This is a genomic window from Limibacter armeniacum, assembly GCF_036880985.1.
Taxonomy (GTDB): domain Bacteria; phylum Bacteroidota; class Bacteroidia; order Cytophagales; family Flammeovirgaceae; genus Limibacter; species Limibacter armeniacum.
This window is the reverse complement of record NZ_JBAJNO010000009.1, coordinates 3,056,892-3,077,431: the sequence shown is the minus strand read 5'-3', so window position 1 is coordinate 3,077,431 and position 20,540 is coordinate 3,056,892. Positions and strand designations below refer to the sequence as shown.

Annotated in this window: 12 protein-coding genes; all 12 read left to right on the top strand. The window is 45.9% G+C overall.

The window, feature by feature from the left end; translation table 11 throughout:
* The first annotated feature begins 613 nt into the window (after window positions 1-613).
* The 12 genes from V6R21_RS30515 (at window position 614) to V6R21_RS30460 (ending at window position 20,256) form a co-directional block, all read left to right on the top strand.
* Window positions 614-970, top strand: a complete 357-nt coding sequence (locus tag V6R21_RS30515; protein WP_334246166.1) for a hypothetical protein — start codon at window positions 614-616, stop codon at window positions 968-970.
* 63 nt (window positions 971-1,033) lie between these two features.
* Complete coding sequence (locus V6R21_RS30510) at window positions 1,034-1,207, top strand: SymE family type I addiction module toxin (RefSeq protein WP_334241649.1); 174 nt, start codon at window positions 1,034-1,036, stop codon at window positions 1,205-1,207.
* The gene (locus V6R21_RS30505; protein ID WP_334247275.1) at window positions 1,201-1,443 is read left to right on the top strand and encodes a hypothetical protein; all 243 of its coding nucleotides are present in this window, start codon (window positions 1,201-1,203) and stop codon (window positions 1,441-1,443) included. Before V6R21_RS30510 ends, V6R21_RS30505 begins: the two co-directional genes overlap by 7 nt.
* A 197-nt stretch (window positions 1,444-1,640) precedes the next feature.
* The gene (locus tag V6R21_RS30500; RefSeq protein ID WP_334247274.1) at window positions 1,641-2,207 is read left to right on the top strand and encodes a hypothetical protein; all 567 of its coding nucleotides are present in this window, start codon (window positions 1,641-1,643) and stop codon (window positions 2,205-2,207) included.
* A gap of 1,732 nt (window positions 2,208-3,939) precedes the next feature.
* The gene (locus V6R21_RS30495; RefSeq protein WP_334247273.1) at window positions 3,940-4,611 is read left to right on the top strand and encodes a PD-(D/E)XK nuclease-like domain-containing protein; all 672 of its coding nucleotides are present in this window, start codon (window positions 3,940-3,942) and stop codon (window positions 4,609-4,611) included.
* Window positions 4,612-4,718: 107 nt separating this feature from the next.
* Window positions 4,719-6,509: a tetratricopeptide repeat protein gene (locus V6R21_RS30490; protein WP_334247272.1), complete on the top strand. Its 1,791-nt coding sequence runs from the start codon at window positions 4,719-4,721 to the stop codon at window positions 6,507-6,509.
* 472 nt (window positions 6,510-6,981) lie between these two features.
* Complete coding sequence (locus V6R21_RS30485; protein ID WP_334247271.1) at window positions 6,982-7,272, top strand: acylphosphatase; 291 nt, start codon at window positions 6,982-6,984, stop codon at window positions 7,270-7,272.
* A gap of 28 nt (window positions 7,273-7,300) precedes the next feature.
* The gene (locus tag V6R21_RS30480) at window positions 7,301-7,861 is read left to right on the top strand and encodes a subtilase family N-terminal domain-containing protein (protein WP_334247270.1); all 561 of its coding nucleotides are present in this window, start codon (window positions 7,301-7,303) and stop codon (window positions 7,859-7,861) included.
* Window positions 7,858-15,147: a S8 family serine peptidase gene (locus tag V6R21_RS30475; protein WP_334247269.1), complete on the top strand. Its 7,290-nt coding sequence runs from the start codon at window positions 7,858-7,860 to the stop codon at window positions 15,145-15,147. The genes V6R21_RS30480 and V6R21_RS30475 overlap by 4 nt, the downstream gene beginning before the upstream one ends.
* 626 nt (window positions 15,148-15,773) lie before the next feature.
* Window positions 15,774-17,216: an arylsulfatase gene (locus tag V6R21_RS30470; RefSeq protein ID WP_334247268.1), complete on the top strand. Its 1,443-nt coding sequence runs from the start codon at window positions 15,774-15,776 to the stop codon at window positions 17,214-17,216.
* A gap of 241 nt (window positions 17,217-17,457) precedes the next feature.
* On the top strand, window positions 17,458-18,510 hold the full coding sequence (locus V6R21_RS30465; RefSeq protein ID WP_334247267.1) for an HAD family hydrolase: 1,053 nt from the start codon (window positions 17,458-17,460) through the stop codon (window positions 18,508-18,510).
* A gap of 798 nt (window positions 18,511-19,308) precedes the next feature.
* Window positions 19,309-20,256: a PLAT/LH2 domain-containing protein gene (locus tag V6R21_RS30460; RefSeq protein ID WP_334247266.1), complete on the top strand. Its 948-nt coding sequence runs from the start codon at window positions 19,309-19,311 to the stop codon at window positions 20,254-20,256.
* The last annotated feature ends 284 nt before the right edge of the window (window positions 20,257-20,540 follow it).

The window sequence follows — 20,540 nt, the reverse complement described above, 5'->3', positions numbered from 1 at the left end:
TCCCGTGACAGGGCAGTAGTCACCCTAACTACCACCACACACTATCAAGGGCAACTCCCCCCGAAAAGCTAATCCCCACTGCACCAAGGGTATGCACCCCTATTATGCTGCAAGATAGCCATGGCCGCCAAATACCAACCCTGCAATTCCAAAAGCAAAAGCCCCACAGTATCACCCCAAAAATCCCACTTCTTTTGCTTTTGGCCCAAGCCATGGTCAGTATACAGCATAGGGGTTCTGCAGCCGTGGCTCCGTCGGGGTAGCTTTCTTTCCTGGGCTTTTGCCCTTGCATTACCCACCCCAGTTAGTAGCATTCGCTTCGCTCATATCTTATCTAAGAAGGGGGATGCGCGCCCTCCCTCAGTGTGTAGCTTTTCTTTCTTTAGTGCAAGTTTTCAAGGTAGTATTTTCGCTCAAAAAGTAAACTTTAATTCATTCTAAATCAGCTTTTTGCATTGAAAAAGTGGCATTTTTTAGCTATATTAGGGTATAGGGTTAAGGAAATAAGCAAACCGAAACCCGCTCCTTTATCCACGTTTCGTACAATTCCTTTCAACAAAAAACGAACTGCATCCCTCGGCAAAGTTTTGCAGCCCGTTTAAAATTCATCTTTATGAAAAATAACCAATCTCCAGCAGTTTTCACACCTTCTTACGCTAAAGTTTTATTGCCTGTCGTAGAAGAGCACGCCATTCGCAGCCTGTGCGCCTACCTGTACAACCTTGCCTCAGATCGCCACTACAAGACCAGAGGCAACGATTACACCAAGCAGAAGCGAGAAAAGGCTTTGCAGTGGCTCTCCCTCTTACATACCTGTTTGACAGCCATCGGCACACCCCACCGCATGTACCTATCGGTACGTTACAGCATCCGCCGCCATGCCATCAAGATGCTTCGCCAGTGGTCAGACTTTGAGCAAGACCACTATGTCAGCATCCAAAAAGCAGGCATCAACGAGCTGCCTTTTTAGCCCCACAGGGGCAGGCTTACAGGTCTGCCCTATATTTTCCCATCCCTCATCCCCTCAACCAAAATGAAAACCACTTTTAAGATTATGCAGCGCAAGTACTACCGCCGCCGCTTCCGTGAAGTATGCTTCCCCTCGTTAGCCCTAGAAGGCAAACAGCTCCAAACCGCTGGTTTTGCCGCAGGCGAAAAGGTCAAGGTCAGCATCGAGCACCACAAAATCACCATCGAAAAATGTTGACACCAGGCTTTTACCTCTTCGAGATCAGCGCCGACATCCTTGGCGCTGACTTCACCCTCCGCATAGCCGGTTATGTCGATGAAGATGACCCCAAAACAGGCTACAAGGCATTCTTCAACCTCCACAGCGTAGAAGCCATGACCCCATCAGGGCAAGCTGTCAACATCACCGACACCATAGAAAACCTCAACCTCACAGAAGCCATTACCGAAATCTTCTACGAAACACATCTATAACATACCCTTTAAGATAATCGGCCTTGGAGCATGGGCGTAAAGAATTCGACCGACAGAGGCGTAAAAAATGCTGCTGTTTGAGCGCAGCGAGTTACAGCATTTTTAGCTGAAGGAAGGAGAATTTAGCCCAAGCTTCACAGCCTTGATTTTTTGTCCACTTTTTTATCAAGAAAAAAGTGGAATAAACACAACATGCTATGAAAAGAGATACAAGAAATAAAGCACAAAACACCATCAAATATTACGAAGGCGCCCCAAAGCAGTACCGAGCAGACTGCAAGGCAGGACAGTTTAACCTCAACGGTATAGAACCACTGGGCAACCAACTCACCTTTCAGCCTGTGGCTTGGCGTTTCTTTACCGATGAAATCCTCGGCATGGACAGAAGAAAATGGGTCGAACTGTTTTTTGTCGACGCCGAAGGCTGCCTTTCCGCCCTGCTTTTTCACGGCTACAGCCGAGAAAACCTTGAAGGGTTGGCTGCCAAGCTATTCTATTCCGAAGTCACCATGGCAGAGATTATCCTGCATTGTAGCCTCTCGGAAAAGAAAAATGAGAAAGCAAACGCCAAGTACTTTATAGCCGAGTTTGACTTTGAAGTGGCAGACCCCGAAGCAACCAAAAAGCTAAAAGCCGCCACCGCCAGAATGAAACTCTACCGCACCGAAACCATCACAGGAACCTGCCAACTGGAAGCCTTCCACCGCTACGAGATCACAAAAATCGAAGCAGCCCGCGAGGAACTTAACCGACTGAACCCCTAGTCGGTATACAGTATTGAAATCGGCCTTGGAGCATGGGCGTAAAAAATTCGACCGACAGAGGCGTAAAGAAAATGCTGCTGTCTGAGCGCAGCGAGTTACAGCATTTTTAGCCGAAGGAAAGAGAATTTAGCCCAGACTCCACAGCCTTGATTTTTTGGTTCTTTTTCATCAAGGAAAAAGAACAACACAAAACCACAGATACCAATGCTAAAAGTCAACTACAAGATCATCACCATACCCGAAGCAGAGCAAGCCCCTATTATAGGCTACAACCTGATCCATATTATTGAAAACATAAAGTAAATCGGCCTTGGAGCATGGGCGTCAAGAATTCAACAGACAGAGGCGTAAAAAAATGCTGCTGTCTGAGCGCAGCGAGTTACAGCATTTTTAGCCGAAGGAAAGAGAATTTAGCCCAAGCTCCACAGCCTTGATTTTTTGGTTCTTTTCCATCAAGGAAAAAGAACAACACAAAACCACAACAACCAATGCACAAGATTCATCACCATACCCAAAGCAGAGCAAGCCCCTATTATAGGCTACATTATTGAATACGGCCTTGGAGCATGGGCGTAAAGAATTCGACAGACTAAGGCGTAAAGAAAATGCTGCTGTCTGAGCGAAGCGAGTTCCAGCATTTTTAGCCGAAGGAAAGAGAATTTAGCCCAAGCTCCACAGCCTTGATTTTTTGGTTCTTTTTCATCAAGGAAAAAGAACAACACAAAACCACAACAACCAATGCACAAGATTCATCACCATACCCAAAGCAGAGCAAGCCCCTATTATAGGCTACATTATTGAATACGGCCTTGGAGCATGGGCGTAAAGAATTCGATAGACAGAGGCGTAAAGAAAATGCTGCTGTCTGAGCGCAGCGAGTTTCAGCATTTTTAGCCGAAGGAAGAAGAATTTAGCCCAAGCTCCACAGCCTTGATTTTTTGGTTCTTTTTCATCAAGGAAAAAGAACAACACAAAACCACAGATACCAATGCACAAGATTCATCACCATACCCGAAGCAGAGCAAGCCCCTATTATAGGCTACATTATTGAATACGGCCTTGGAGCATGGGCGTAAAGAATTCGACAGACAGAGGCGTAAAGAAAATGCTGCTGTTTGAGCGCAGCGAGTTTCAGCATTTTTAGCCGAAGGAAAGAGAATTTAGCCCAAGCTCCACAGCCTTGATTTTTTGGTTCTTTTTCATCAAGGAAAAAGAACAATACAAAACCACAGATACCAATGTACAAGATTCATCACCATACCCGAAGCAGAGCAAGCCCCTATTATAGGCTACATACCTGCTCTATATTATTGAAAACATAAAGTAAATCGGCCTTGGAGCATGGGCGTCAAGAATTCGACAGACTAAGGCGTAAAGAAAATGCTGCTGTTTGAGCGCAGCGAGTTACAGCATTTTTAGCCGAAGGAAAGAGAATTTAGCCCAAGCTCCACAGCCTTGATTTTTTGGTTCTTTTTCATCAAGGAAAAAGAACAATACAAAACCACAACAACCAATGCACAAGATTCATCACCATACCCAAAGCAGAATCGGCCTTGGAGCATGGGCGTAAAAAATTCGACAGACTAAGGCGTAAAGAAAATGCTGCTGTCTGAGCGAAGCGAGTTCCAGCATTTTTAGCCGAAGGAAGAAGAATTTAGCCCAGACTCCACAGCCTTGATTTTTTGGTTTTTTTTCATCAAGGAAGAAGAATAACACAAAACCACAGATACCAATGCTAAAAGTCAATTACAAGATCATCACCATGCCCGAGGAAGACTACCGCCACCTTCCAGCACTTTCCAACTCAGACCTCACCGTAGCCAAGCACCTGCTAGCCGGTATCCCCCACAACAAACCAATGGCAGCCTTCCGCTTCGGACGGGCAGTACACATGTGCCTGTTGGAGCCTGAGAGATGGAAACACCACGCCCAAACCACCGATACCGAAACAGCCCTAAAGGTAGAATTGCTAGCCAATGCCGCAAGGCAAAACGAAGCCCTAGTCAAGCTACTTGCCAAGTGTTACACAAGAAAGGAACAGGTTGTACTATGGCAAGACCCCATAACGGGCATCGACTGCAAGGCAAGAATTGACCTACTGCGGGAGCGGCAACTGGTAGCCGACCTCAAAACCACAAGAGTAGCCAGTCTGGAAGGTTTTATCTCCGATGCCGAACGCTTTGACTATGACCGTCAGATGGCATTTTACGGCATGGCAATCCAACCCAAGCGTTACCTCTTGGCAGGCACCAGCAAAAAGAAACTCGGCAGCGTCTACTTTATCAGCCTAGCCCAAGACGATCACTTTATCCTGAGAGGCAAACAGAAAGTAGCCGCCATTATCCGTGCCCTGCAAAAACAGCCCGCAGTACTAAGGCAAGTACTTGAAGCTCGAAACCCCTAAACTTGCTTCTCTACTCTCCCCATTGTTTGCTTTGGGCATTGCATTCATTAAACCAAATATTATTTTTACAATATCAAACATTAACAAATGAACATTTAACAACCAGCATGAATACTAGACTGTTCTTTTTACTATTCTTTCTACTAGGTGATTTTTATGTATATAGCAACAAAACTGATAGTTACAATTTACCTATTACACAAATAAATGAGATCTCCAATGATTCTCTCCGCCTTCAATACTTGGACAGTCTCCTAAGTACTTTGGCTACAAGCCAAATGGACAACAAATTGGCGTTTTATGACAGTCTTGAAAAAAATATCCACTTCAGCCATGAAAAATTCAAGGCGGAGTTTTACCTAAACCTGACCTCCAACTATTCCTATATCAACCAATACCAGAAGGGAAAGCTATTGAGCCTGCAAGCCGCTGAAGTTTTCACTCGTTTGGGCGACAAACCTCAGCTTGCCAAAGCCTATTACATCTTGGGACTGATACACAATAAAATCAACGACCTTGATGATGCACTTAATTACCTGCTCAAATCGCTACAAATTCAGGAAGATCTTTCTCCCAGCATTAACTTGGCTCACGCCTACAATGCCATTGGTGGAGTTTATGACTTGCTGGAGAAAGACAGTAAATCATTTGAGTACTACCAGAAAGCACTAAAGCAATTCAAAATATACGGTAACCTGAAAGCACAGGCTTTGGCTTATAATAACTTGGGTTTGTTAATGCAACGGCAAGGCAACATCAAGGACGCATTGGACTTTATGCTTCAGGCACAAGAGATTTTTGAAAGTGAACAGGAAGTAAGGTTACAAACACGTTTAATACCCAATATCGCCAGCCTTTATATTGATTTGGGAGAGTTCGAAAAGGCAGAACATATCTACCTGAAAGCTAGTAAGAGCCTATCCCAGTACGAAGACCCTAATACACTGGCACATATCAATGCCGGTTTAGGGAACCTGTATATGAATATGGGAAAACTGGAACAGGCAGAAAGGCTTTTACGCAAAGCCGCTCCTTTTCTCCAACCTTTCAATGCTATGCGAGTATACAGCAACCTAGCCAGTATTGATACACTAAGAAACGATTATAAGGCATTTGCTCATGACCACTTAAAGTATGTAACCCTCAAGGACAGCATATACGATGAAGAGAAAATGCTCAAAATATCCGAGCTTGAAAACAGCTATGAGAGCAAACTCAAAGACAAGGAAATACAGCTCCTCCAAAAGGACAATAAAATCAAGAGGAGTCAACTGCTATTTATGGTCATAGCCATTGTCGCTATACTATTGTTATTGTTGACACTTTATTTCAGATATAGAGTCCTGATGCACCAGAAAAAACTTAACCTAATACAGATAGAAAAGCAGAATTTTGAAAAGCTCAGGCTGGAAGAAAACTATTATGCCGAGCAAAAGATTCGGGAAATCCAGAAAAGAAAGTACCATGAAGACCTAGATGAGAAAAACAGGCAGTTGGCCTCTGCCTCTTTCCATACAATAAGCAAAAATAAAACCCTGAAACAGGTCTCCGACAGTATTCAGGATTTTCTGGAAAATGATAAACCCAAAACATCTCTAAACCACCTTCAGAAACTGATTAACAACAACCTTAATCTTGATGAAGACTGGGAGCAGTTCAAGCTGCAGTTTGAAAAAGTAAATCCTGACTTTTTTAAAAAATTACACAACAACTACAAGCAGCTAACGGATAACGACCTCCGCTTGTTGGCTTATATGCGCATCAACCTTTCTACCAAAGAAATCGCACAAATGCTGAACATCAGTTCGAAGTCAGTCAACATGAGTCGATACAGACTCCGTAAAAAAATTGGACTTGACAAAGATGAAGAGCTGAGAGACTTTATCCAGAACATTTAACCTAAGCCTTACACGGTGGAGCTTTTCACTTAGGATATCTATTTCTAACCATAGAATAAGATATCCTTTTTGTATACTTCTATTCGCTAGCTACCACTACTCAATTTTGCTTTTATTAGCACACCTACTTTCATCAACACAAGAATGGATATATTCCGCAAAACAACACTTTTAAGTGTCAAATATTCCGCCATCAAAAAAGCTAACACACCAATCAATTACCCACAACCTCATTAACCAAATAATTCCCTAAAAAAACACCTCATTTCCCTCAAAAAATGATGTTGTAGACATTTAAAAGCACTTTACACGCACTACAACATTTCTTTCATTCACTGACAATCAACACCTTAAAAGAATACAGAATTATCTATGTAGACCCTATGTAGATAGCTGAAATTAGCAATATCACACTATGTCATAGACTTTTGTAGAGTTCACAAACATAACAATCGAACCACAACTGACACATATGTCACAAGAGCAAAACCAAGGATGGGAAGTGATCTTACAAGGATCATTCTGCAAGTCTGGAATTCTCTTCTTGTGTATGAAAGAGGCTGAAGAACTTAACCTGACCGGACAGGGATACCTATTGTCTGATACCATGGCACAGGTCAAGCTTTACGGAAACAAGAAGCAGTTGGAAGAATTTCTGAACTGGGTCAAAAGTGGAAAGCTACCCAAGCGACTACTCAATATCCAGATCAGTTACGTAGGTGAAATCACCTATGAAGAGTATAACTATTTTGAGATACTCTAAATCTTTTTTTAATCAACAAACCAATTCAATGAAAAACAAACTCTACGTATTGAACAGTAGTTTGTGGCTACTCTTACTCCTGGCGATAGGAGCCGTAGCACAAGCCCAGACACCAGTCGGGCCACAAACGCTTCCGGGTGTAATCCGGATCAAGCTGAAGGAAGAGAGCGGCGTCCTTCAGAAAGTGGGCAGCCAAGCTGTCACCACTTCCAGCATGCAACAGCCACTCAGTATTGGCATTGCGCCTTTTGATGCCCTTAACACGCAGTATAATGCCCAATCAATGAAAAGGGTATTCCCACATGGAGGCAAGTACGAGGACAGGCAACGCCATCACGGGCTGCACCTTTGGTATGAGATTGCTATCGACCAGAATGCTTCCGTTACGGCGGCAGCCAAGGACTACAGCCGTCTGGGTGAGGTGGCCATTTCAAAGCCTGTTTACAAGAAAGTATTTGAGGAAGGTGAGCCTAAGCAGATCGTGCTGCCACCGGATGTGGAGGGAATGCCTTTTGATGATCCTTTCCTCAAGATCCAGTGGCACTACAACAACCGTGGACAGTCCAACGGTACGCCAGGGCGGATATGAAAGCCTTTGAGGCTTGGGAGATCACGGCTGGTACACCCAACGTTATTGTGGCGGTGGTTGACGGCGGTATCGACACAGCGCATGAAGACCTGAAAGACAACCTTTGGGTGAATGAGGCAGAGGTGAATGGTGTAGAAGGCATCGATGATGACGGCAACGGCTTTGTGGATGACATCCACGGCTACAACTTCGTCTATGACCAAGGTGGTATCATGCCACACTACCACGGTACACACGTGGCAGGTACAGTAGGTGCTGTCAACAACAACGGTAGAGGTGTTTCAGGTGTAGCCGGTGGTACCGGAAATGGCGACGGCGTGCGCCTGATGTCTACACAGGTATTTACCGATGCCTATGGTGGAGGTTTTGCCGCTGCCATCGTGTACGGCGCCAACAACGGGGCTGTGATCTCCCAGAACTCATGGGGCTACACATCTGCCGGTTACTACGAGCAGGAAGTGCTGGACGCCATCGACTACTTTATCGAGGAGGCGGGCAACTACACAGGCAGCCCGATGAAAGGTGGTGTCGTGATCTTTGCTTCCGGCAATGATGACACCGATGCAACCATGTACCCGGGTGAGTACCCGAGAACCATTGCGGTAGCCTCTACCCAACACGACAATGACAAGGCTTACTACTCCAACTTCGGGGAATATATCGATATCAGCGCGCCGGGAGGTGACTCTGCCAACGACTATTTCGGAGGCGTCCTGAGTACCTTCCCAGGGCAAGGGTATGGTTTCCTGCAAGGTACTTCCATGGCATGCCCACATGTATCAGGCGTGGCGGCACTGGTGGTATCCAGATTTGGCGGAGAAAACTTCACGGCCGAGGAGCTGAGAAACAGGCTGGTTTATTCCGCTGACCGTCATACGGATGCCCTGAATGATTATTACGAAGGCAAAATGGGTTATGGCACCCTGAATGCTGTAAAGGCACTGAGGGAGCAAATCAATATCTTCCCTGCGCAAGTGACTCCATACGTAGCAGGATTCGATTACTCAGACACCCGCCAGACTTTTGCGATTGTGGAATGGGATACGCCTGCCGACGAAGGCAACGGCAAGCCAGCCTACTACGAGGTGTTCAGAGCAGTAGAGCCTTTTACGGCAGAAACATTGTATGAAGCTAATCAGGTGATAGCTTATCCAGCTTCGGATACCGCCTCAACGGCAAGCTATGAGCTGTACGGTCCGTTAGGTGGCAAGCGATATATTGCTATCCGACCGGTAGACATGTTCGGCAACAAAGGAGCTGTCTCTGAAATATTGACAGTGTCTTACCCTGCCAAGCCAGCGGGCGAAGTGAGCGCCAACCTTATCTCCATGAATGTGGATATCAATGCCACTTCAGCAGCCAACACTTCTTTCCAGCTTGGTAACACAGTTGTAGGGACCACCCTGAAATGGGACTCGCATATTACGCACCTTTCAGCTGGAAGTGCGGCAGCTACGTTGAGCTACCCAGCTCCTGCCAATGTAGCAGAGCACGGCGCAGCAGAAATCCAGTATTTCACCAAAGAAGCACTGGGTATTGCGGATGGTGAAAACATACAGCCAGCCAGCGAAGAAGCAGTGCCTTATGTCAGCAGCCAGTCGGATTTTTTCGATGACCTTGGCTATGACATCAAAGGAGATGTAGTCGATGGCTACCTGGGCGTGAACAATCCTTACTACTCTCTGGGAACTGCTACCCGCTTTATGGTACCTGACGACAAGCCTTTCTTTACTTTCTCCCACCTGCAGTTCTACTTCTCTGACAATGGCTACGACCAGCCAATCATTCTGGAGATCAGAAAAGGGGGCGATACCCCGGCAGAAAGCAAGCTGCTGTTTGCACAGGAAGTACATGATGACAGACAGGGAGGCGTAAGCCGCATGGTATCCTTGGAGCAGCACCTGACATTCAAGGCAGGTGACGTATTCTGGGCGAAGCTGATCTACCCGGCGGAGTTCAACTCACCGATCGTCATCAACGAGATGTCGAAGAGCCAGGCAGGCAGGTTCTTCCTGAGCCTGGATGCCGGACAGACTTTTGACCCAATGGAGTATGCCATGGGGGTAGACTTCCTGGCACTGAAAGTCAGGGCCTACAGCGCAGGCAAAGGTTGGGACATGCCGTTTATGGTACTCGACCCTGAGATGGGTGAAGTAGAAGGCGGAGATACCCAGACCATTAACCTTGCCCTGGAAGCAGGACAACTACGCAATGGTCTGCATACTTCTGAGGTGAAGATCAAGACCAACGACAAGACCTTTACAATACCGGTAGAATTTACCGTGACAGGTCAGGAGGCAAAGATCGAAGCCAACAAGAATACGGTTGAGTTTGGTAACAGCTTTATCGGTGAGCAAGCTTTGCAGCAGGTAGCCTTCCTTAACAGCGGATTGGCAGACCTGACCATCAGTGGCGTCACGTTCAGCTCAGCCAAGTTCTCGACCAAGGACCTGGCGGGTACGGTGATCAAGCCCGGACATCACCTGAAAGTCAACATCGCTTATTCGCCTGACTCAGCAGCCATGGATGCAGCAACGATGGCTCTGGCAACAGATGCGGGCGATATGGAAATTCCTGTAGTGGGCAGCGCCATAGAGAAGCCGGTACTGACCGTAACCAATGGTCCTGCTGATATGATGATCAACTTCGGTGATACGGTACTGACCAGTATGACCATCCGCAATGACGGCGCTTATCCGCTCTCCTATAAATTACCGCAAACCATCAAGGATGTAACCATCGGTATTGAGGGTCAGAAAGACCAGGGCTTCGGCTACCACTACCTGACTTCTGACAATGAAGGTGGCCCGACAAGAGGCTTGTGGGAAGAGATTTCGGAAACAGGTCAGGACATCACCAGTACACTACTTGCTGACTCAAGAAAGCGTACCTCCATGGACATGGGCCATGAATTCAATTACTATGGAGAGGTCTACAACCAACTGTATGTTCACGAGAACGGTATAGTTGCCTTCATAGACCCTAGTACTGCTTCCAGTGTAACCGGATGGGTTTATTATTACGCGCCTGCTGCAGGTATCGGACCTTTCTGGCACAACTTAGACCTGACCAAGGGCGGCCAGGTATTTTATGAGACCCACGAGGACAGAACCATTGTACAATGGCAGAACGTCCCAACCTACTATACAGGTCGCCCGGGAGATATGACTTTCCAGCTGGTACTGTTCAAGGATGGTGCTGTCCAGTTCCGCTATAAAGATATATCCGGTTCCTCCTTCCTTGACTGGGGTTCTTCTATCGGTTTCCAGAATGCGGCAAAAGACGACGGTATCCGAATTGGTTACCTGGACAAGACCCTGCTTAAGGACAATATGGTGATCGAGATACTGCCACCAGCATTTGACATTGTCAAGGAAGCCAGCGCGCAGGAAGGCTCCCTGATGCCGGGGGATTCTACAACCGTAGATTTTGTCTTGGACCCAAGTATCAAGCCTTATTACGGTGGCACACATCCGGTTGGGCTGGTAGTCAACTCCAACGACCCGACAGCCAAGCGTTATGTGCATGCCTTCAATATGAATGTCATCGGTGAGGCCATGCCAAAAATATCTGCTGACAGCCTGCACTTCTCTACCCTGATGGTGGGTGACAAGGAAATAAAGGCATTGGAGATCATGAACGAAGGTACACAGGCAATGACACTGGAAAATGTAGTCATTTCTTCTTCGGAGTTTACGGAGACCTTCTACACCACTCAGGTTATTGAACCAAAGAAAAGCTACGAGATCAATATCACTTACCGCCCTGAGACAGTAGCGGAGCTGAACGAGACCATCACGTTGACTATTGATGGTAGTGATATCGTAGTGCCAATCATGGCAAAAGCCATTGACGCACCAGTGGCTGACTTCTCTGAAATCAGTGCCTCAATTGACCTGAATTACGGTGACAGCACAGACTGGAGCTTTACGGTCAGCAACATGGCTACAGAAGGTGATACTGAATTGCACTATACGGTATCAGCCCCTACGGAAGGCAGCTTCCTGAGCAACAAGGCGCTACCGGCATACGAAGGACAGGACAAGGACTTCGGTTACTACTTTATGGACAGCCGTACCTCTGTGGATCCGGCTGACGCCTATGATTGGGTAGATATCAGGGAAACTGGTACACAGCTTTACATTGAAGGTCAGTTTGCGTGGAGTCTGGTAATTCCATTTGACTTCCCTTACTACGGCGAAAGCTTCAACAAGCTGTTTGTGGCTTCCGATGGTTTTATCGGTCTTGATTTCCCTACCAACCAGTTCCCGTTCTACTACAGGGACATTCCTGAAAAAGGGGACTACGTGAAAGGCATGATTGCGCCTTTCTGGGCCAACTTTGACCCTGACTACTCCAAGGACGGTGGCGTATTCTACCAGATGGAAGAGGATCGCTTTATCGTAACTTGGGAGAACGTGATCATGCACTACCGCTACGACGGAGAGTTCTACTGTACTTTCCAGGTGATCCTTTACAAGGACGGTCGCATCAAGTACAACTACAAGGACATCGACACGCACCACGATGTGGCGGTCATCGGACTGGAAAGCTTTGACGAGACCATGGGGCTGAGCATCAAGAAGGCTTACGAACCTGAGTATGTAAATGAAGACCTGACGTCTTACACCATCTATCCGCCGGCACACAACGTGCAAGCCAACGGAGAGGCCGAGACTTTCAGCTTCAAGGTAGATGCGGGTACCCTATATGAAGGCGCTTACACGGAGCACTTCTACGTGAAGAGCAATGACCCTAAGAGCAAGTCCAAAACGATCAGTGTAAGACTGAATATAACGGGTACACACGGGGCTACCATTGCTGACAGCATTGCCTTCGGCAACGCTTTTATGGAAGAGGGTCTGGCTGTGAAGGAATATATGCAGGACCTGACTGTGGAAAACACAGGTACCAAGGAGATTGCCATCAAGGGCTTCCATTTCAGTGAGGGTGTGTACAAGAACACTGCCAACGGACTGGAACTGCTTAGAGATTCAGGCTATTCGTTCTCTTACGGGCTAAATGCTGACAAGGACTTCTCTTACTCTTACCAGCGTCTGCGCATCGCACCAGGCGAAAGCTACACCTTCCAAGTAAGCTACGAGCCTAACACTATGGGCGTATTGAACGACACCCTTTACCTGCGTATGGACGGCGGTACGGAAACCATCATTGAAGCCATCCCTGTATCGGCAAATGTGACGGCACCTTCCATGATCGAGGCTGACATTGCAGCTGTTTCACTGAATGTGCTGCCTACTGAGCAGAACGAAGGTGACTTCAGCTTCAGCAATGCAGGAGAAGGTATATTGGAGTACAACTTCAAACCTACATGGTACAGAGCGGTAGAAGAAGGCGCAATGGCGACCAATGCCATGAGAATGGCTGATGTCACTGAGTTCACGGCAGATGCCAAGTCGTTTATCCAGGCTGCGCCAAGCAGTGCGGTGGCCACCATGGCAACAGCTGCAGAGGCGGAAATGATGAGCTTCACCGACTCCATCCATTACGCTGATGACTTGGGCCCTGAGGAAAAGGCTTACCGTTCAGGTCTGCATGGCACGCAGGTATTCAATGCCACCAGGTACAAGGCAGGAGAGGCAGGTTTTGCCCTGACACACTTCCGCAACTATGTTTACAACGAAGGTTTGCCAGAGGCGAGCCTGAAGGTACAGGTTCGAGTAGGTGGCACCACACCAAATGAGGCGACGATTGTACACACACAGGAGTTTGAGGTGATGGGCACTGAAAAAGGTGCTTGGCAGCTCTATGAGTTTGATCACACCACGTTTGTAAACCCGAACGAGTACTTCTTTATCGTACTGGAGTATGACGAGCGCCTGGACTACCCGCAAGGGGTTTACGACATGGGTTACAATGCCGACAACGGGGAGTTCTTCTACTCAGACAATGGCGGACAGTCCTACAAGGTAACCGGTCTGGGTATCCAAAGAAGAATCCGTGTCCTTTCGGATGCGTCATTCGACTGGCTGACCCTGACACCGGAGAGTGGTGAGTTATCTGGCAGCAGCAAAGGAATGTTCACTTGGAACACAGATGCTGCCAAAGCCATCCCTGGTCACAACTCGGCAAGGGTACTGGTCATCAACAACGATCCGCATGCAACTGATTCTGTTGCTTTCAATGTGGATATGTACGTCAACAGGGCGCCATACTTCACCAATCCGGTGATGGTGGATACTGTCTTTGAAAACACACCCGCTACTATCGAGCTGATGATCAGAGACTATGAAGGCGAAGCGCTTCAGGTATCACTGGCAGAGGACAACGGTTTCGCTTCCATTGACTGGAATGCGGAAACTGGTATGGCGACAATCAACGTAGCGGCAGATTACGAGGCAGCAGGTGACTACACCCTGACTGTCGTGGCAGCAGATGCCAACGGCCTGCAGACCTCACATGAGGTAATGATGCATGTGGTGGACGTGAACAGATTGCCGGAAATCACGATGGAAAACATCAGCTTCCCATTCTGGAGTGAGTATGTGATCGACCAGTCGCTGTTTACAGATGGAGACGGTGATGCGCTGGACATTGATGCGACTATCAATACTGGTGATACTGTAGCACAGGTTGTCATGAGAGGAAATGAAATGGTGATCCTGCCATTTGCACAAGGCACTACTACCCTGAACCTGATGGCAACGGACAACCGTGGCGATATGGTGAGCAAGTCAGTAGAGATAACTGTTTCAGGCAACAATGCCCCTGAAGTAGCGAACCTGATCGATGAGCAAAGCGTGTTCCTGGAAGACAAAACATTTGCTGTTGACTTCTCAGATGTATTCATGGATGCCGACGGTCATGTACTGGCTTACACCGTAAGCGTTTCTGACTCATCAGCAGTAGACTTTGTACAGACAGTAGACAACCGAATCATCTTCACACTGAATGAAGCTACTCAGGTAGAGGTTTCAATCACTGCCAATGATGGTTATACTTCAACATCAACTCACTTTATGCTGACTGTCAATCTGCCACTGGCAATTGACGAAGAACTGGCTGCCCAAATCGGACTGAGCAACTACCCTAACCCGGTAAGCACTTCAACTACCTTCAGCTATAGCCTTGTAAAAGGTGGCAATGTAGCAATTGAAGTAACGAACCTACAGGGAATGGTCGTAAAAACGATCGAAGTTGGCGACCAAAGTGTTGGCGAATACAAATCAGAACTCCAAGCAGATGCATTGCCTGCAGGTATGTATATCTACAGCCTGAAACTGAATGGCAAAGTAGTAAGCACTGGAAAAATGATTAAAAGATAATTTTTAAGACTAACACAGACACTTACTTAATAAACCATGAGTCACCCCGGATAGACCGGTGGTGGCTCATTTTTTTATACCCTACCCCTTGACAAATGATACAAAAAGAACAACACAAAAAAACCTATAGAAACAAACCAATATTATCCCCAACATTCCCGGCCTTGGAGCATGAGCGTCAAGAACTCGACCGACAGAGGCGTAAAAAATACTGCTGCCTGAGCGAAGCGAGTTTCAGCATTTTTAGCCAAAGGAAGAAGAATTTAGACAATACGCCATAGCTTTGATTTTTTGGTTCTTTTTCCTTGATGAAAAAGAACAGCAAAACAACACCTAACACACAGTAGTAACAAAGCAAAATACGCAGAAACCAAGAATACAAAGATCCATGAACTCATGCATTGTATATAATGTTAATTAAGCACCTACAAAACAACATATCCAGTAAAACCAACGCTTCTCACTCCTATTGTAATGACTTGTTCAAAGTAAATAGCACATAAATGAAGAAGAGTGTACTACTGTTTAAAGCACTTCGGCATATAAGCCACACTAGAGTCCAAAACAAGCCCAAAACTCATATTGGTTTACCATATTTCTCCCACCCTATTTCTAATTGCTCAACCATGAATAAACACATTTTACTGACGTTGCCTCTTTGCTTGATAATTCAGCTATTTGCCTCACTACATACACATGGACAGGACAAACCCAATGTGGTGATTATCGTAATGGACAACCTTGGTTGGGGAGAAATCGGTGCTTATGGTGGCGGCATCCTTCGCGGTGCAGAAACCCCACACCTGGATCAACTGGCAAAAGAAGGAACACAGCTACTGAACTTCAATGTAGAACCTCAATGTACCCCCAGTCGCTCAGCCCTGATGACGGGCAGGCATCCAATTCGATCTGGAACAACCAAGGTAGTATGGGGACTCCCATACGGACTGGTAAGTTGGGAAAAGACCATCGCCGAACTGTTTTCCGATGCAGGGTATGCTACAGCCATGTATGGCAAATGGCACTTGGGGGATATGGAAGGAAGGTTCCCTACAGATCAGGGGTTTGACGAATGGTACGGTATAGCCAATACCACTGATGAGTCCGAATATACCTCACAAACAGGTTTTGACCCCAAGGTGGTAAGTCCACCACAGATACAGCAAAGTACCAAGGGTAAAAAGCCACAACCGGTTAAGGAATATAATGTGGAAACAAGAAGAACCATTGACGCTGAACTGACCCAAAAATCCATTGACTTTATAAAGCGGCAAGTAGACAAGAAGAAGCCCTTCTTCCTCTATCTGCCTTATACACTGGTACACCTGCCGACCTTGCCCCACCCTGACTTTGAAGGTAAGTCAGGAAACGGGACATGGGCAGATGTACTTATGGAAGTGGACCATAGGGCCGGACAAGTGCTAGATGCCATTGATGACCTGAATATCAGAGACAACACCATTGTCATTTGGATGAGTGAGAATGGGCCGGAAGAAGCACCCAACTGGTTTGGTACAGCAGGCTACTGGAGAGGACACTACTTCACTGCCCTGGAAGGTTCACTCCGTACACCATTCCTGATCCGCTGGCCTGGCAAGATACCAGAAGGCGTTAAAACCAATGAAATGGTACACATGGTCGACATCATGCCTTCATTGGCAGAAGTGGCAGGGTATCAAGTACCATCAGACCGGAAAATCGATGGCGTAAACCAGCTCCCACTGCTAACAGGAAAAACAAAGGCCTCTGCCAGAGAAGGATTCCCTGTCTACAATGGCGACGATATGTTTGCCTATAAGTGGCGCAACTTCAAAGTGCATTTCATCAAGCAGGAAAGCATGTTTGACACCCCTGTCAAACACAATTTCCCAAGAGTACACAACCTAATACGTGACCCCAAAGAGTTGCATGGCATAGATGGTGGAGGACGAGAAACAGGCGCCCAAAACCTGACTTGGGTATTACCCGCTGTCACCAAGGAAGTACTCCAGTTTCAGAAGACACTGAAAGAAGAACCCCCAATCCTGCTAGGGACACCAGAGCCTTATGTTCCAAAAAGTAAGAAATAAACAGGAGTTACCTATGTGTTGCTCAATACGATTTACGAACCATAGATTATATAAAACTAACCGTCCTTGGAGCATGGGCGTTAAGAATTCGACAGACAGAGGCGTAAAAAATGCTGCTGTCTGAGCGCAGCGAGTTTCAGCATTTTTAGCCGAAGGAAGACGAATTTAGCCCAAGCTCCACAGCCTTGATTTTTTGGTTCTTTTCCATCAAGGAAAAAGAACAACACAAAACACATCTATAATGGATTATATGAAAACAGCCCTCAAATCATGGACAGCAAGCCTACTCATATGCCTGCTACTATGCTGTTGCTCCACTTCCACCAATACCGATCAACAGGCACAACAGCAGGAAAATACACCAACCGCACAGCAAGATCCCCTGCCATCATGGAATGAAAACAACACCAAACATGCCATCATTACCTATGTGGAAGAGATTACCGACAAGAACAGTGGAAACTTTATCCCTGAGCTGGACCGCATCGCTACCTTTGACAATGACGGTACCTTGTGGAGCGAACAGCCTATCTATTTCCAGCTATTTTTTGCCATGGACAGAGTCAAAGCCATGGCAGATGAGCACCCTGACTGGAAAAACAAGCAACCATTCAAGGCTGTACTTGACAACAACAGGCAAGAACTAATGAAGCAAGGGGAAAAAGGCATTCTCGAAATTGTAATGAATACCCATGCAGGCATGACCACTGAGGAGTTTGAAAAAGAAGTGAAAAATTGGGTGGCAACAGCCGAGCACCCCATCAAAAAGAAGCGCTATACAGAACTCGTCTATCAGCCCATGTTGGAACTACTCCAATATCTAAGAGCAAATGGTTTCAAAACCTTTATCGTATCCGGTGGCGGAGTAGACTTTATGCGTCCTTGGGTAGAAGAAGTCTATGGTATCCCTCGTGATCAAGTAGTCGGCAGTACCATCCAAGTCAAGTATGACTACAACAACGGAAAACCTGTAGTAAGAAAACTAGCAGAAATCGACTACATCGATGACAAGGATGGCAAACCCGAATGCATCCATAAGTACATTGGGCGCAAACCTGTTTTTGCCGCAGGCAACTCTGACGGCGATTTACAGATGCTCAGGTGGGCAGATGCCAACCCCTACAAGAGCTTTCAGCTTTACGTTCACCACACAGACTCCACCAGAGAATGGGCTTATGACCGCCAATCACACATAGGACAGTTCGACAAGGGACTCGACGAAGCCAAGGAAAAAAACTGGACCTTGGTGGATATGAAAAACGACTGGAAAGTCGTATACCCCTTTGACAAGTGACAACCTAAAGACAACAATGAAACAACACCATACCCAAAATCCGATCAACAGGTAAACGGGTATTTCAGTCTGTGTTGATTATTGGTTTCAGCCTTATGGATATATTCCATAAGGCTTTTTTTCTGCCCCCTCTCTAACCTACAGTCCCTCCCTCCTGTTATTTAGCTCAGCAGCGTCTACTTTATCAGCCTAGCCCAAGACGATCACTTTATCCTGAGAGGCAAACAGAAAGTAGCCGCCATTATCCGCTCCCTGCAAAAGCAGCCAGCAGTATTGAGGCAAGTACTTAAAGCAAGAGAGGTGTAAAAAAAGCCACTTCACCGTTCTTAATAAAAAGTTTAACACCACCGTACTTCTGTTTTTTCTAGCACTCATAGCCTCAACTGTAGCAATAACAGTTGAGGTTTTTATATGGTTTGGAATAAAAGTTCTTCGGACAAGCTTGCTTGTTTTATTACATGATTGAATCACAGTATTTCAAAGCCATTTGAAATCATTCTGATAACTCAACAGATAGGTACCGATCACATGAGTATTAAAGTATTGCAACGGTGTAACAAGAGGAAGGAAAGAACTAGCTTTGTTAAGTTATAAGATGTACAATTCCTGATATTCTTTTGTGTTGATTATGCATTAACTCAAATTATTCAATATACAGAGAATTGGTACAGAAAATCCTTCCAATAGGCAGTAGAGTCATCCCCCTAGATAGGTTGTTTGTTTGAATATATTTTTAAATTCTCAAACCCTTTTCAAGGGTTACGGAATTATTGTTTAACCTTAAAAATTTAGAAAATAGTGAACGAAATTAGTTACAAGATCTGTGTCAATACTAGTGGGAAATCCCATGGTGGTACAGATGACAAAGTCTTTATGATTATTTGTGGTGACAAGAATGTATCCAAGGAGTTTCGCTTTGATACACCCAAGGACAACTTTGAAGGAGGCAAGGATATCATAAACGCGACTATTGGTAATGCTTGGTTTGCCAGCGAAGACCTTGGGAATGTTTATGGAGTGAGTGTACGTATGGAGGGACATGATGGCTGGTGGCTGAAAGGGATATCGATTGAGCGAAAGGAAGGTCATGACACAAAAGAATATAACTTCCCATTTGACGGATTTCTGGGAGAAAAGGGGGACGGACCAGGAGTCTATGAACTACCCAAAGAAAGAAAAAGTGTTTTTCTCTGGAAAGATGGTGTTGTACCTAAAGAGGCTGACGAGGGAGCAGAGATAATGATGGAAGTGGATAGAGACTACTTCGTTCAGGATCGCAGAGGGGTCAACTCAGGTACCAACGAATATAACTATAGCATCTCAACCGAGATTAGCGCTGAGAAGATATACGAAAGTATCAAGAAGACCTCCAAAACTGTCAAGACAGAATTTATCATGGAGTCAGGTAAGTTGTGGACACCAAAAGTGAAGTTTGGCATAGGGGTTTCTATCTCAGAAGAAGAACAGACAAAGAATGCCAACCTTGTTAAGGGAAGTACCACTGTGACAGATCAATTTACCATCGAAGTACCGGTAAATACGCTATATATAAGGAAAACCAGGGTGCTGATGAAAATGAAAAAGGTCACCCTTAAAGCAAACGACAGCTATTTCGATGCCTATATCAGTTTGTCAGTAGAGAAACTCAACTACGACATTAAAGAGTGGAGCTACAAGGCTGGCGAAGAAGTCAAGGAAAAGGAAGCCGTTGATATTCTCAACAGAGTTGTTAGTGTCACTGGATAATGTACAAATATACAATCCTATAAAAAGGGTGTCACAACTCTTTTTATAGAGTCAAATTTAGATGCTGTCCAAATTTCACCTCATAGCAGCCCCCTCCTTGGACATCCACAACCTTCTAAAGCATTGACCTATTTGAGGCTATCTCAATGCCTACGTCTACATCCTTTAATTTCCAACACCAACTTATTCTCACTGGGTTAGTAGCTCGTTTGCAAGATGTGCCCCAAAAAAAGAGTTGACACTTTTCGCAGATGTCTGCTCATTACCCCAACAGAGAATATAAC

Bases quoted from the DNA above. Each gene is read 5' to 3' on its own strand.
- V6R21_RS30515 (WP_334246166.1), top strand. From the start codon at position 614: ATGAAAAATAACCAATCTCCAGCAGTTTTCACACCTTCTTACGCTAAA.
- V6R21_RS30510 (WP_334241649.1), top strand. From the start codon at position 1,034: ATGAAAACCACTTTTAAGATTATGCAGCGCAAGTACTACCGCCGCCGC.
- V6R21_RS30505 (WP_334247275.1), top strand. From the start codon at position 1,201: ATGTTGACACCAGGCTTTTACCTCTTCGAGATCAGCGCCGACATCCTT.
- V6R21_RS30500 (WP_334247274.1), top strand. From the start codon at position 1,641: ATGAAAAGAGATACAAGAAATAAAGCACAAAACACCATCAAATATTAC.
- V6R21_RS30495 (WP_334247273.1), top strand. From the start codon at position 3,940: ATGCTAAAAGTCAATTACAAGATCATCACCATGCCCGAGGAAGACTAC.
- V6R21_RS30490 (WP_334247272.1), top strand. From the start codon at position 4,719: ATGAATACTAGACTGTTCTTTTTACTATTCTTTCTACTAGGTGATTTT.
- V6R21_RS30485 (WP_334247271.1), top strand. From the start codon at position 6,982: ATGTCACAAGAGCAAAACCAAGGATGGGAAGTGATCTTACAAGGATCA.
- V6R21_RS30480 (WP_334247270.1), top strand. From the start codon at position 7,301: ATGAAAAACAAACTCTACGTATTGAACAGTAGTTTGTGGCTACTCTTA.
- V6R21_RS30475 (WP_334247269.1), top strand. From the start codon at position 7,858: ATGAAAGCCTTTGAGGCTTGGGAGATCACGGCTGGTACACCCAACGTT.
- V6R21_RS30470 (WP_334247268.1), top strand. From the start codon at position 15,774: ATGAATAAACACATTTTACTGACGTTGCCTCTTTGCTTGATAATTCAG.
- V6R21_RS30465 (WP_334247267.1), top strand. From the start codon at position 17,458: ATGGATTATATGAAAACAGCCCTCAAATCATGGACAGCAAGCCTACTC.